This is a genomic window from Magnetococcus marinus MC-1 (genome assembly GCF_000014865.1).
GTDB lineage: Bacteria > Pseudomonadota > Magnetococcia > Magnetococcales > Magnetococcaceae > Magnetococcus > Magnetococcus marinus.
On record NC_008576.1, the window covers coordinates 4,325,332 to 4,339,097 of the forward strand.

At 54.6% G+C, this 13,766-nt stretch carries 12 protein-coding genes; 4 read left to right on the forward strand and 8 right to left on the reverse strand.

Features of this window, described 5'->3' with window-relative positions:
* Positions 1-9 precede the first annotated feature (9 nt).
* The 7 genes from purD to MMC1_RS20675 all read right to left on the reverse strand — a co-directional run bounded on the left by purD (position 10) and on the right by MMC1_RS20675 (position 10,087).
* Complete coding sequence (gene purD, locus MMC1_RS17740) at positions 10-1,314, reverse strand: phosphoribosylamine--glycine ligase (RefSeq protein ID WP_041643197.1); 1,305 nt, start codon at positions 1,312-1,314, stop codon at positions 10-12.
* Positions 1,315-2,097: 783 nt separating this feature from the next.
* On the reverse strand, positions 2,098-2,730 hold the full coding sequence (locus MMC1_RS17750; protein WP_011715007.1) for a sel1 repeat family protein: 633 nt from the start codon (positions 2,728-2,730) through the stop codon (positions 2,098-2,100).
* Between the two features lie 2,096 nt (positions 2,731-4,826).
* Positions 4,827-6,425: a bifunctional phosphoribosylaminoimidazolecarboxamide formyltransferase/IMP cyclohydrolase gene (gene purH, locus MMC1_RS17760; protein ID WP_011715009.1), complete on the reverse strand. Its 1,599-nt coding sequence runs from the start codon at positions 6,423-6,425 to the stop codon at positions 4,827-4,829.
* 16 nt (positions 6,426-6,441) lie between these two features.
* Positions 6,442-7,656: an RsmB/NOP family class I SAM-dependent RNA methyltransferase gene (locus MMC1_RS17765; RefSeq protein WP_011715010.1), complete on the reverse strand. Its 1,215-nt coding sequence runs from the start codon at positions 7,654-7,656 to the stop codon at positions 6,442-6,444.
* Entirely contained in the window at positions 7,653-8,741 is a 1,089-nt protein-coding gene (locus tag MMC1_RS17770) for an AI-2E family transporter (RefSeq protein ID WP_011715011.1), read from the reverse strand. Before MMC1_RS17770 ends, MMC1_RS17765 begins: the two co-directional genes overlap by 4 nt.
* Before the next feature lie 103 nt (positions 8,742-8,844).
* Complete coding sequence (locus MMC1_RS17775; RefSeq protein ID WP_011715012.1) at positions 8,845-9,390, reverse strand: L,D-transpeptidase family protein; 546 nt, start codon at positions 9,388-9,390, stop codon at positions 8,845-8,847.
* Positions 9,383-10,087 (reverse strand): Bax inhibitor-1/YccA family protein, encoded by a 705-nt coding sequence (locus MMC1_RS20675; RefSeq protein WP_011715013.1) that lies wholly within the window; start codon positions 10,085-10,087, stop codon positions 9,383-9,385. The genes MMC1_RS17775 and MMC1_RS20675 overlap by 8 nt, the downstream gene beginning before the upstream one ends.
* Before the next feature lie 337 nt (positions 10,088-10,424).
* Between MMC1_RS20675 and dapA the strand changes: the two genes are divergently transcribed.
* The 4 genes from dapA to smpB are packed head-to-tail and all read left to right on the forward strand — an operon-like array spanning position 10,425 to position 13,041.
* Positions 10,425-11,303 (forward strand): 4-hydroxy-tetrahydrodipicolinate synthase, encoded by an 879-nt coding sequence (gene dapA / locus MMC1_RS17785; protein WP_011715014.1) that lies wholly within the window; start codon positions 10,425-10,427, stop codon positions 11,301-11,303.
* Between the two features lie 3 nt (positions 11,304-11,306).
* A complete protein-coding gene (locus tag MMC1_RS17790) occupies positions 11,307-11,723 on the forward strand; it encodes a c-type cytochrome (protein ID WP_011715015.1) in 417 nt (138 codons plus the stop codon).
* 6 nt (positions 11,724-11,729) lie between these two features.
* Entirely contained in the window at positions 11,730-12,575 is an 846-nt protein-coding gene (locus MMC1_RS20680; RefSeq protein ID WP_011715016.1) for a c-type cytochrome, read from the forward strand.
* 13 nt (positions 12,576-12,588) lie between these two features.
* Positions 12,589-13,041 (forward strand): SsrA-binding protein SmpB, encoded by a 453-nt coding sequence (gene smpB / locus MMC1_RS17800; protein ID WP_011715017.1) that lies wholly within the window; start codon positions 12,589-12,591, stop codon positions 13,039-13,041.
* Between the two features lie 279 nt (positions 13,042-13,320).
* Here the strand turns inward: smpB and MMC1_RS17805 are convergent, their stop codons facing one another.
* Entirely contained in the window at positions 13,321-13,539 is a 219-nt protein-coding gene (locus MMC1_RS17805; RefSeq protein ID WP_041641416.1) for a hypothetical protein, read from the reverse strand.
* Positions 13,540-13,766 lie beyond the last annotated feature (227 nt).

Genomic DNA, 13,766 nt, shown 5'->3' on the forward strand with positions numbered 1-13,766 from the left:
AACGCGACTTTATCCTTCGTCCTCATCCAAGGCAGCTTCTTCTCGCTCCACGGCCCGGTAGCCGATATCGCGTCGGTAGTAGGCATCTTTCCAATGGATTTTACGCACAGCTTCGTAGGCATTAATACGGGCGCCGATGGCACCTTCGCCCAAGCCGGTAACGCCCAGAATACGGCCTCCATCGGTAAGCACATGGCCATTATGGCGACGGGTACCGGCGTGAAAGACCATGCAATCTGTCAATTCGGCGGCCTCTTCTAAGCCTGTGATGGGCAGCCCTTTTTCGTACATATTGGGGTATCCACCAGCGGCCATCACCACGCACATGGCGGTACGGCTATCCCACTCAATTTCGTGCTCATGGAGGGTGCCATCGGCGCAGGCCAACAGCAGCGGCATAATGTCGGATTTCATGCGCATGAGCAGGGGTTGGCATTCGGGATCGCCAAAACGGGCATTAAATTCGAGGGTTTTGATGCGCCCATTATGGATCATCAGACCGGCATACAGCACCCCTTTGTAGGGCATGCCGTCGGCGGCCATTCCTTGCACGATGGGGATCATCACTTGATCCATGACCCGACGCACCATTTCGTCATCATCCAGCAGTGCGGCGGGGGAATAGGCCCCCATACCGCCGGTATTGGGACCGGTATCCCCTTCACCCACCGCTTTATGGTCTTGGGAGCCGGCTAGGGGTAGGATGGTTTTACCGTCGACCAGGGCTAAAAAGCTGGCCTCTTCACCCTCTAAAAACTCTTCGATAACGACTTCGTCCCCGGCATGGCCAAACTCACGTTTGACCATGATGCGGTCGATGGCTTCGATGGCTTGGGGTACGGTCAAGCAGACGATGGCGCCCTTACCGGCGGCCAAGCCAGAGGTTTTCACCACGATGGGTGCGCCTTCGCCGGCAACATAGGCTTTGGCGGCTTCAGCATCGGTAAAGGTACGGTATTCAGCGGTGGGTACCTTGTAGCGCTGGCAGAGCTCTTTCATCAGGGTTTTGGAGCCTTCGATGGCAGCAGCGGCTTTATTGGGGCCAAACACCTTCATACCCGCCTCTTGCATCTCATCGGCCATACCCATAACCAGGGGCACTTCGGGACCGATGACCACCAACTCAATCTTTTTTTCGATGGCAAACTGTTTCATCGCGCGTAGATCATCCACCGAGATCTCGACACAGGTCGCCAGTTGCGCAATGCCGGCATTGCCGGGGGCGCAGTAGACGGTACCCACTAAGGGGGATTGGGTGATCTTCCACACCAAGGCGTGTTCACGACCTCCACCACCGACCACCAAAACATTCATGCCCATTTGCGTTATCCATTCGTTAGAGTTGATGCAGCGGCGTGCCGTAAATTTGGGAAACAGCACCCCACACAAGCCACCTCTACGCAAGAGGTGTTGTTGAGCGCTCTGGGCGGTTGGTTGATGGAGGTTCTCAACCGTCGCACAGAGGATCTTCCAGGGTCATCATCTACCATGAATGTAGCCAAAATCCATCTAAGGGGCAATTGAGTGCGGCATGATTCTTTGCAAAAAGTCGTTTTTTATATTGTTTAAGCGTTGTTTATTCGCAAACAAAAAGCCCGAAGAAGCTTGGGGCTTCTTCGGGCTTGGTGTCCCCCGAGGGGGTATTTGACACTCCCGACCGAGTGTAGGGCGTACGCTTAGGTAAACCTATGCGTTTATCCCCGGTGCCGTTCTTACCACGGGCACGCTCTTAGAGGCCTGCTTCTCGCATGCAGGACGAGCGACCGATACCAGCCCCCCGATGCAACGATCGTGGGAAAGAAACGGCATGAACAAGTTCGATATTCTCGTTTCTAACGGGCCGAATGTAAAGCCTGTTTTTAGAAAAATTAAGAAAGATTTCTCTTGCAAAACGAATTTTCTGGCAAAACCAGTTATCTACCTTCAAATCGGTGGTGTCATTTTAATTTCATTCAAACCTCTTTCGAAAAATATATTTAATTTATCATAACATCTTTTAGTGGGTGGCCTCCGTTTTTGGTGGATTGGGTTTGGAAAAATGGTGCCTAGGGGCGGTTGGGGTTAGGGTCTATTGGCATATGGCTGGATGGATATTTTTTACTGGGTTTTCTGGGCTATGGCGTGCCAGTGTCGGCTTTTGGGCATATTGGTGGGGATGCCATAGAGCCCTTTTGCGTAGATATCGGCGAGGATGGAGGCGGCTTCGCTCAGGCCGTCGTGTGCGGCTTGTTCGATAAGTTTGAGGCCGAAGGGGGTATCTTTTTGGGGCAGGGCGAAGTTAGAGAGGTAGCAGAGGCCGACGCCGGATTTTTGGATGGTGCCGAGGTTTTGGATAAGGTTGGCATGGCGCACATATTGGGAGACGCGGCAGATGGCGTTCCAGTCTTGGTTCCATGTATGGCGGTACATGGTTGGGCCACGCATGAGTAGTTCGAGCAGGTCGTTGGCGAGCCAGGGGTGTTGGTTACTGAGCAGGGCCTGTTCCCAGTAGAGGAGGCCAGTGCTGATGGAGGGTAAGGTACAGATTTGTTTTCCGTCTTGACCGGTGAGCAGGCAGTTACCGGTGGCGATCATGGCGTTGATGTCACCTTCTTGAGCGAGGCGGGGCAAGGCATTTCCGTCACCTTGTTGGGCACGCCAAGCGAGGTATTCGGCGCGGCTTTGGGCGAGGGCTGGGTTTTGGGTGAGGCACAGTGAGAGCAGGACGAGGGCGAGCAGTAGACGCGGCATGGAATCGACTCCTATTCGGGTGGGGGTCGCGTAGCGCTCTTACTTTCTATGATAGGCGGGGGTTTGGTCAATTTAAAAGGAGGATAGGTTGTAGATTTTCTTTGGGGGTGTAGGGTTATGGGGGATGAGGAAGAAGGGATATTTGCGTGATCTTGAATATTTATAAGCCCAGGGAGTCTCATTATTAAAAGGGATTGGGGGGTCTGGGGGGAAGCTCTGCTTGCCCATCCAACGGGTGCAGGGCAGAGCCCTGCCGGGTCTGGGCGGCGCCCAGTGGGGTTCGGGGCGAAGCCCTGAGATCTTTTGACTTTTTTAATCTTTTGATCTTTTAGCCCCGTACCGATGGAGCAAGGGCGCAGGGATTGATTAGGAGAGCACGGGTTTTGTAGGGGCGCGGTACGGGGCGTAGGGTAGCGATGTCACGCGCCAGCGTGGCGGGCGGTTGGGCACATGGTGGCTGGAGGGGAAAGCGCTACATCCCCAACCCACGGCCCAACTCGAAACTGAATGCCTTTATGCCCAGGGAGTCTCATTATTAAAAGGGATTGGGGGGTCTGGGGGGAAGCTCTGCTTGCCCATCCAGCGGGTGCAGGGCAGAGCCCTGCCGGGTCTGGGCGGCGCCCAGTGGGGTTCGGGGCGAAGCCCTGAGATCTTTTGACTTTTTTAATCTTTTGATCTTTTAGCCCCGCACCGGTTGGACAGGGGCGCAGGGATTGATTAGGAGAGCACGGGTTTTGTAGGGGCGCGGTACGGGGCGTAGGGTAGCGATGTCACGCGCCAGCGTGGCGGGCGGTTGGGCACATGGTGGCTGGAGGGGAAAGCGCTACATCCCCAACCCACGGCCCAACTCGAAACTGAATGCCTTTATGCCCAGGGAGTCTCATTATTAAAAGGGATTGGGGGGTCTGGGGGGAAGCTCTGCTTGCCCATCCAGCGGGTGCAGGGCAGAGCCCTGCCGGGTCTGGGCGGCGCCCAGTGGGGTTCGGGGCGAAGCCCTGAGATCTTTTGACTTTTTTAATCTTTTGATCTTTTAGCCCCGCACCGGTTGGACAGGGGCGCAGGGATTGATTAGGAGAGCACGGGTTTTGTAGGGGCGCGGTACGGGGCGTAGGGTAGCGATGTCACGCGCCAGCGTGGCGGGCGGTTGGGCACATGGTGGCTGGAGGGGAAAGCGCTACATCCCCAACCCACGGCCCAACTCGAAACTGAATGCCTTTATGCCCAGGGAGTCTCATTATTAAAAGGGATTGGGGGGTCTGGGGGGAAGCTCTGCTTGCCCATCCAGCGGGTGCAGGGCAGAGCCCTGCCGGGTCTGGGCGGCGCCCAGTGGGGTTCGGGGCGAAGCCCTGAGATCTTTTGACTTTTTTAATCTTTTGATCTTTTAGCCCCGCACCGGTTGGACAGGGGCGCAGGGATTGATTAGGAGAGCACGGGTTTTGTAGGGGCGCGGTACGGGGCATAGGGTAGCGATGTCACGCGCCAGCGTGGCGGGCGGTTGGGCACACCGGTGTTGGGGTGGAACCGTGCTTGGGCACATGGCTGGGGGGAAACCGTGCTTGGGCACATGGCTGGGGAGGAAACCGTGCTTGGGCACATGGCTGGGGAGGAAACCGTGCTTGGGCACATGGCTGGGGGGAAACCGTGCTTGGGCACATGGCTGGGGTGGAACCGTGCTTGGGCACATGGTTGGGGGGGAAATCACATCATGCGCCCCAACCACAGCCCGGACCTAAACCCCGCTGAGGCATTTGGCACCCCCTATTGGGGTTCCCTTGAAAAAAGCCTCAAGGGACCCCCAATAGGGGATTAAAAGGCTGGCTCGCTGGTCGCTAAGCGGCAAAAAGACGCCGCTTAGCTCCCCTGGCGAAGGGCGAGCCTAAAAGCCAAGAAAAATCAAAAGATTAAAAGCAAAACCCTGGGGGGAGACAGAGAACTTCTCCCCCCAGACCCCCCTCTAACCTTTTTTTAATAATAGAAACGATCAAGTTAGCTGCGATAACAGAAAATACAACCTCAAAAAATCAAAAGATTAAACAAAAAAGAGAGGCCGGTCCCCCCTCGGAAACCGACCCCCCCCCTTTTAACCAACCCCATACTCAGTGCTTAAAATGACGCATGCCCGTAAACACCATCGCCATACCATGCTCATTGGCCGCCGCAATCACCTCTTCATCCCGAACCGAACCACCCGGCTGAATCACCGCCTTGGCCCCCGCCTTGGCCGCAGCATCCACTCCATCCCGGAACGGGAAAAATGCATCCGACGCCATCGCCGCACCCAATAATGGATTCTCCCGCAAACCCGCCGTGTGCGCCGTATCCTGCGCCTTCCATACCGCAATGCGTGAAGCATCCACACGACTCATCTGACCCGCCCCAACACCCAACGTGCGCTGTTCTTTAGCATACACAATGGCGTTGGACTTCACGTGCTTAACCACCTTCCACGCAAATAAAAGATCCCGCATCTCCGCCTCCGACGGCGCACGCTCCGTCACCACCTTGAGCGAACCCTCCGGTAACTGCTTCAAATCCCGATCCTGTAACAGTAATCCACCCGTCACCCGCTTCAGATCCATGGTGCTCACCGCCGTCGCTACCCCAATGTTGGGCACCCGTAATAAACGCAAATTCTTCTTGGTCGCAAACAACTCCAATGCCTGCTCATCATACTCCGGTGCAATAATGACCTCGACAAATAACTGCGCAATCTCCTTGGCCACCGCCACATCCACACAACGGTTCAAAGCGATAATACCCCCAAACGCCGATACCGGATCCGTATCCCGCGCCATGCGATAGGCCGCCAACAGATCCCCATCATGCACCGCCACACCACACGGATTCGCATGCTTCACCACCACCGCCGCCGGCTTGCTAAACTCCTTCACCAACTCCAACGCACCATTGGCATCATGAATGTTGTTAAAGGATAGCTCCTTGCCCTGTAACTGCGTGGCCGTGGCTAATGATGCCTCCTCACTGGGTGGACTCTCTGCGTAAAAGGCCGCACTCTGATGGGGATTCTCACCATAACGCATGCCCTGAACCTTCTTAAATTGTACCGTGTAGGTCTCAGGAAAAGCACCAGGGCGACCCTCATTATCCAACGCCGATAACCAGTTGGAAATCGCCGCATCATAAGCCGCCGTACGTGCATAAACCTTACGCGCCAACTGCGCATTCAACCCCGCATCACACTGGCCATCATGGGCACGCAAACTCTCCAATACCCGGGCATAATCCGCTGGATCCGTCACCACCGTCACCGAACGATAGTTCTTGGCCGCACTGCGCAACATGGATGGACCACCAATATCAATGTTCTCAATGGCCTCCTCCAATGTACACCCCTCCTTAGCCACCGTCGCCTCAAAGGGATAGAGATTGACCACTACCATATCAATGGGCTCAATACCATGCTCCCCCATCTGCTGCTGGTGAGAGGCATTGTCACGCAACCCCAACAAACCCCCATGCACCTTGGGATGCAACGTCTTAACCCGGCCATCCAACATCTCTGGAAAACCTGTAAATTCTGATACATCCATTACATCCAGGCCACTTTCACGCAACAGGCGGGCCGTGCCCCCCGTGGAGAGAAAGCTTACCCCATGCTCCGCCAGTCCCTGACAGAAGGGAACCAGACCTGTTTTGTCCGAGACGCTGATAAGAGCGCGTTTAATCTTAGCCATGAGGCTTCTACTCCAGCTACGTACGTATCAAGACAGCACTAAAAAAGCCGTCGGTTTGTGCCTGCTGCGGCATCACCTTTAAATAAGGTGTTGCCAACCGCTGTAAATCGCCCAACCCTTGGATCTCCTCTAACCGAAAACCCCGGTTGGTGCGCAAAAATGCTTCCACCACCTCTTCGTTTTCCTGCGCCAGCAAAGAGCAGGTGGCATACACCAGCCGCCCTCCCCGCTTGACCAAATGCGCAGCCCCCTCCAATAACGCCCCCTGCTGAATGGCCAGTGAACCCACTTGCCCAGGCTCCAACTGCCACTTAATCTCAGGATGACGCCGCAAGGTACCACTACCACTACATGGTGCATCCACCAACACCCCATCGGCCTTGCCATACCAACGGCTCAACCAAGGGTCCCGCTCATGGCGGATGGTGTGGCTCTGCACCATTTTAATTTGATTGCGCTTGAGCCGAGGAGCCAACCGCTTAAGCCGATGCTCCTGGGTATCCAACGCCAAAATGCGCCCCTTATTCTGCATCAAAGCCGCCAGATGCACTGTTTTACCCCCACCACCTGCACAAAAATCCACCAGCAACTGACCCGCAACAGGCTGTAATAATGGAGCAATGCACTGACTGCCCCCATCCTGAATTTCAGCCAGTCCCTCCAAAAAGACCGGATGATCCCGCAACAGATGGCGCTTCGTCAACCGCAATCCATCGGCACTGATGGCCAAGGGAGCACTCTCTACCCCACTTTCCAACAGCCGCTGCGCCACCCCCTCCCGGCTGGCCCGCTGCCGATTGACCCGCAGATCCACCGGAGCCTGCTCCAACATGGCCGCCGCTAACATCTGGGCAGCATCCTGCCCATATTGCTCACACCACGCCTGCCACAACCAATCGGGCAGGCTGTAGTATAACCCATCCGACTCCTGCGGTTGGCGGGGTGGTAAACCCTCACTCAAAGCCTGCTCTGCCATCTGCACCAAAGGCAGCAACGCGCGTGCTTCACAGGCTGGCAGATAGGGTTGCCCCGTATGCAGGCCATTGAACCGCCGCAAATGACGCAATAGCAGATAAAGACGATCACTCACGCGTCGCCGATCTCCGCTGCCCATCTGCGGGTGCTCCTTAAAACTGCGCCGCAGTATACCATCAACCGCCCGTTCAGGGTGATTCAAAATCTGTTCGGCCAGTTGCGCCACCAGTTGTGTGTGCGCCGAAGGCATGCTCATAGGCTATCAGAAACCTCTTGCCCGGTCACAGGATCGGCATGCACCTCGATACTGGCAATAGCCTGATAAATACTGCGGGCTAACACCGCCAACGGTACCGCAAAAAACACCCCTAACAGACCCCACAACGAACCGAACACCAATACCGCGATAATGAAAGTGGTGGGATGAATTTTTGCCGACTCACCCAAAATTAAGGGGGCCACCAAGTTGGCATCCACCACCTGGATGATGGCATAAGCAAACAGGGGCTTAAAACCATCCATGCCAAACCCCCACTGCGCCAAGCCCAAAATCGCCACCGGCAACGCCACCACCGCCACCCCCACAAAGGGAATTAACACCGACATGCCCGTCAGCACACCCATGATCAGTGCGTAGCGAAACTCCAGAATGGTAAAAACAAAAAATGCCAGCGAACCCACCAGCATCATCTCCCAAAACTTACCCCGGATATAGCCCCCCAAACCGGCATTGGCCTCCTGCACCACCTGCTCCAGCAGTTTTTGCTCATCGGGCAATAACGTGCTGTAACTTTTACGCAGTTCAGACTTATCCAAGAGGAAGAAAAAGACCAAAAATGGCACCAAAAACAGATAGACCCCCGTGGTAATCAACCCTTGGCTCACATGCCCCACCAGCCCCAGCGATTGGGTGGAAGCCTCCTTGGCTTTGTTCATTAAATCCACCAACAGATCCTCAACCAAAGCCGGATTAATGATCCCAGAATAGCTTTCGATCAAACTGCGAATCTGCTCTTTAAGCACCTGGGTGATGCGGGGCATCTCTTGCACCAATTCTGTCACCTGCTGGCCAATGATCGGCACCAATCCCAAAATCAACAGCGCCATGGCAAACACAAAAAGGGAAAAAACACACAACGTCGCCAGCGGTCGTGGAATATGATAATGCACCATGGGCGTTACCAGGCTATCCAGCAAATAGGCAATAAACAGCGCCGTGATCACCGGTGCCAAAGCAGAACCCAAAAAGTAGAAAACGATCCATACGGTAAGCAGAGCAGCCAGCAATCCCACCACCTGCGGGTGGCGCAAACGTACTTTTTGACGCGAGATAAAATTCATGTGTGGATCAACTGTTGGCAAGCAGGCCCCAGGAAGAGCCTTCCTGTCCGCCTAAAATAGCGCACCTGGGGTGCGCACCCTGAACAAACACGGTTGGCTACCCCTACCGACCCGGCTCAATATAGAGCAGATCTCCAGGGCCAACCTGATCAAACAGCTCCAGCAGGTGGGCCGAATGCATCCTAACACATCCATGAGAAACGGGTTGACCTAAATCCGCCAGATGGGGCGTGCCATGGATGTAAATATAACGCTCATAACTATCCACACCCGGCCCCTGGTTAAAGCCCGGCACAGCACCACATAATCGGATGATGCGGGTGGTGATATAGTCGCGACTACGATCCTCGGTGGTCTCTACGATCTGCCCGGTGGCTTGACGCCCCACAAAGCACATACCCAAGGGCTGACCGGCCCCAATACACTCCCCCAGGGTGTGCAAACCCATGGGGGTTTGTCCACTATCCTGGGCGTTGCCAAAGCCCTTTAAACCGGTTGAGACAGGCCACACCCCCAGCACACTTTGCTCGCCATAAAACCCCATCAACCGTTGACTGGGGCCGTGAAGATAAAGCCCAGGGCGCACGCTGGACCAACCGTGTTGGACCAGCGTGCTAAGTGCCTGTTCTCTAAGCTGCGGATCAATCATCCGAATTCATGATACCCAGCAGTTGCAGCAGCATCATGAACAGGTTATAGATGCTGGAAAAGAGCATGGCAGCCCCCGCCGCTGGATGCAGCATGCCGGGATTTTGCTTGAGTTGTTGGGTTTCATAAAGCAAGTAGCCGGTCATTAACAGCGCCCCGATAGCCGACAGGGCAAAGGTCACGGCGGTGGATTCAAAGATAAAAAAGTTTAACAATCCACCCACCAAGATGACAATAAAACCCGCCATGAGCATGCCACCGAGGAAGTTAAAATCCCGCTTGGTGGTCATGGCATAGAAGGTCATGCCGGTAAAGATCGCCCCGGTCATAAAGGCCGCCTGCCCCACAATGTGCGAAGCCCCAGCGTTAACGTAGTAAGCGATGATGGGACCACCCATAAAGCCCCAAGTCGCGGTCATGAGAAACAGGGTTGGTGCGCTGGGCTTCCAAGAGACCAGCAGCATGGTGCCGATAAGGGCACCCAACGAGACCAGTAGATTGCCGCGCATCTGGAACGCCAGTTCCGATGTCATGCCCACATAACCCGCCGCCACCGCCAGTAGCATGCCCGCAGCGAGAAAGGCGTAGACCTGTTGTAAATAACCCACACTAGCCTGACTGCGCGAGGCGCTAACATCATAAGACGCAGCGGCCCCAGCTAGTGACGAACGTGGTTGAAAACGCGAAGATTGGTTCACGAAACCCTCCAATGGTGATTAAAATGCGTGCATTAATCCAGCACGAACCGCCGTGCTTGGCCGGCAAGGGGGCTTACACACCCCTTGCTCCAATGAGATAAGACCCACTCTAGCAGATTTCAAGCCTAAGTTGGCAGTTTTACCCAACACATTGCGGCGATTTTACCCTCTTTTTTTCTTGGGTACGGACCGATTACCATGTGACAATCTTGAAAAGGCTCTCGGTTCAGGATAGTGTAGCCCGATGCCACTTTAGATGCAGCACCATGAGGGTTGGTTTCTCCCTCCCCACAAGAAAACCCGCCAACGGTAAGAATTCAAGCATTGAGGTAGCGGAATGTTCAAAGGTGTCTATACTGCACTGATCACACCATTTAAGAACCGTGCTGTCGATTATACGGCATTGGCTAAGCTGGTTGAGCAGCAGATTAATGGTGGAATACATGGTCTGGTGCCTTGTGGTACCACCGGCGAATCGGCCACGCTCTCCCATGAAGAGCATAAAGCGGTCATCCGTACCGTTGTCGAACTGGTCCAGGGCCGGGTTAAAGTGTTGGCGGGCACCGGTTCCAATTGTACCGAGGAGTCCACTGAGCTCACCTGTTACGCCGAAGAGGTGGGGGCCGATGGTGCTCTGCTTATTACCCCCTATTATAATAAGCCGACCCAAGCGGGTCTGATCGCCCATTATACCACGGTCGCTAACCACACCAAGCTGCCGGTGGTACTCTACAATGTGCCTGGCCGTACCGCAGTGGATATGCATGCCGATACGGTGATTGCCCTCTCCAAGGTCAGCAACATTGTGGCCATCAAGGAAGCGACAGGTAACATGGAACGCGCTTCGCAAATCCATAAGGGTGCAGGATCGAGTATGACCTTGATCTCTGGGGATGATGCCACCTTTTTACCCTTTCTCAGCGTAGGCGGTCAGGGGGTTATCTCGGTAACTACCAACCTAGCCCCCCGTCTTGTGCGAGATCTATGGGACCTGTGGCACAATGGGCAAATAAACGAAGCCCGTGAGGTTCATGAGCAGCTTTTGGAGATCAATGGCTTACTTTTTTGTGAAACCAGCCCCATTCCGGTTAAAGCAGGCGCTGCTATGTTGGGTCTGTGTCACAATGAACTGCGCCTGCCTATGACAGCCATGAGTGAAGCCAATCAGGCCAAACTGCATCGTGCCATGGTAAAACTGAATCTGTTGGAGGAATAACTTATGAGTGGTACACCAGCCTGGGGGGCAAGGGCATTACTGCTGTTGGCTGTGCTCACCGTGGTGTTTGCCACCAAGCGTGAATCGGCCATCGCGGCTGGGGAGCACCAGCCCGCTAGCCTACGCGCCTGCCGAGTGTGCCACGATTTAAGCTCCGAGAAAAAAAGCCAAGGCTTTATTGGCCCCCCCCTGTGGGGGGTTGCCAACCGCTCCATCGGTTCGGAAAACAGCTTTGCGGGTTATTCAGAGACCCTGGTTAGCATGGGTGCTCATGGTAAAATCTGGGACCGTCGCACCCTGGAGCGCTATCTGGCGGACCCCCGCATGTTTGCCCCGGGATGTCGCATGGCCTTTACCGGTATCGCGGATGAAAAGAGCCGCATGCAGGCCGTGGATTATCTCTTTTCCATGCAGGATTAACGCCTTGTGAAACTGGATCGGGATATTTTTACGGTGCTGCTAATGGCAGCGGTGTGTGTGGTTATTTTACTCATTTTTGGCGTCGTAAAACGCACCACCGCGCCCATACTCAACACCACCCCAGACTATGCCAACCGGGGGCGTGAGTTGGCCCGCCAGTGCCTGCCTTGCCACGACCTTACCCCTGCCCGCACCCTCAGCGAAAAGGGACCACCCCTGTGGGGAATTGTGGATGCCATGGCCGGTCACACCCTCTACCCCTATTCCGAAGGGTATATGGAGTTGGCCAAGCGCTGCTTGGTTTGGAACGAAGCCAACCTTGACCGTTTTTTGACTGACCCCAAACGGTTTATGCCCGGCACCCGTAAGGATTACGCACCCATAGCCGATCCTGAACAGCGCCGCTTGCTTATTGAATTTTTAACCAGTTTACAGGACCCCCAAGTCACTCAGCCCACACTGGTGGCTGCGGAGAACTATGCTCAAGTTTCAGCAACCCTCAACCGCATGCGCGGCGAAAACGCTAAACGCTGGCGCAAAGCGGGGGCCAAAGAGGCCCAAAAATGCACCGCTTGTCACGATCTTACTCAATCCGCCGAGATCATTGTCGGACCCCCCTTAGTGGATATCGTTGAGCGGGAAGTTGGATCGAGCAAAGGCTTTTGCTACTCCCCCGGTTTTCGCCGCTGGATGGAGAATAAAGAGAACCCTAAGGTGTGGGATGAGGTGAGCCTGTATCGTTTTCTCTACGCGCCCCAGTCCCACATACCCCATACTCGTATGCTGTTTCGTGGGGTGCGGGACGATTATAAACGGGCCGCTTTGATCGGCCATTTAAAACGCTTGCCCTAAGTCAGGTAAACCCATGACGTTCCGACTGATCGCCGAAAATCGTAAAGCCCGTTTCAACTATGAAATTATCGAAAAAATCGAGGCGGGCATTGTGCTGCAAGGCACTGAGGTTAAGTCTATTCGTGCCGGTAAAATGACACTGGCAGACTCCTATGCGGTGGTAAACCGTGAAGAGCTCTACTGGCTTAATGGGCAGATTGCCCACTATGAACACGGCAACATTCATAACCACGAACCCTTTCGCAGCCGTAAATTGCTGCTTAGGCACAAAGAGATCAGCCGCCTCATCGGTCTTGTCAAAGAGAAGGGGCTCTCCATTATCCCCCTGCGGGCCTACTGGAAAGGCAGCAAAGTTAAGCTAGAGTTGGGTATCGCCAAGGGTAAAAAGCTCTACGACAAGCGGGCCACCACCAAAGAGCGTGATTGGCAGCGTGAAAAGCAGCGCATTCTCAAAACCAACCACTAAAGGACCTTCATTCACCAGGGGGGTTAGGCGCAGCGGTTGATACCTGGGCATGGGCGCTGGTAGACAACGACCGATCAAATAGGGGGAGGTGTTAGCGGGTGTTTCGCCTAGGTAAGCGATTAAGCTTAACGTTACAGCAGCTCTTTTCTGCCTCCACAAAATCAGATCGCGCGAGCCGCCCGGTCTGCCTTGTGAACCTGCCTATGCGGTCGCATCCTTACCAGCGTTTTGCTGGGGCCGCTCTGATGAGGAGTTAACGGCCTTACGTGGGGAGAGGGCTTATGGTTGAGGACGGACCATCACCCCGTGGGATAAAGCGCGATCATAGAGCACCCGTACAGAGTTATAGTCCTGTGCTTTTTGCCAAGGCGGCAGCGTGGCAAGATGGGCCACGGCCTGCTCAACCGGCGTGTGCTGGGTTGGATGCGGTGTCGGTCGTAAGGCTGCCAACACAAAAATCACCACCCCACCAAGATAGAACAGCCCAGAATGTGGCATAAACTCTCCCAACAGACCTTGACACCCACAGGGAGAGGTACCTATGGCGGTGAGCAAAAATCATTATCGCTGTTTCGACTGTAAAAAATCTCGCTTTATCTTACAAGAAAAATAAAACGCACGCCGCCATTTTTCCAAATTTAATTCTTTATCTTATGTGTCAATCTTATCATATATGCTTAATTTTTTGGTTCGTGAATGCCTACCCAAATTATTTCTAATGTATA

Bases quoted from the DNA above. Each gene is read 5' to 3' on its own strand.
- MMC1_RS17765 (WP_011715010.1), bottom strand. From the start codon at position 7,656: ATGAGCATGCCTTCGGCGCACACACAACTGGTGGCGCAACTGGCCGAA.
- MMC1_RS17775 (WP_011715012.1), bottom strand. From the start codon at position 9,390: ATGATTGATCCGCAGCTTAGAGAACAGGCACTTAGCACGCTGGTCCAA.
- MMC1_RS17770 (WP_011715011.1), bottom strand. From the start codon at position 8,741: ATGAATTTTATCTCGCGTCAAAAAGTACGTTTGCGCCACCCGCAGGTG.
- purD (WP_041643197.1), bottom strand. From the start codon at position 1,314: ATGAATGTTTTGGTGGTCGGTGGTGGAGGTCGTGAACACGCCTTGGTG.
- smpB (WP_011715017.1), top strand. From the start codon at position 12,589: ATGACGTTCCGACTGATCGCCGAAAATCGTAAAGCCCGTTTCAACTAT.
- dapA (WP_011715014.1), top strand. From the start codon at position 10,425: ATGTTCAAAGGTGTCTATACTGCACTGATCACACCATTTAAGAACCGT.
- purH (WP_011715009.1), bottom strand. From the start codon at position 6,425: ATGGCTAAGATTAAACGCGCTCTTATCAGCGTCTCGGACAAAACAGGT.
- MMC1_RS17805 (WP_041641416.1), bottom strand. From the start codon at position 13,539: ATGCCACATTCTGGGCTGTTCTATCTTGGTGGGGTGGTGATTTTTGTG.
- MMC1_RS17750 (WP_011715007.1), bottom strand. From the start codon at position 2,730: ATGCCGCGTCTACTGCTCGCCCTCGTCCTGCTCTCACTGTGCCTCACC.
- MMC1_RS17790 (WP_011715015.1), top strand. From the start codon at position 11,307: ATGAGTGGTACACCAGCCTGGGGGGCAAGGGCATTACTGCTGTTGGCT.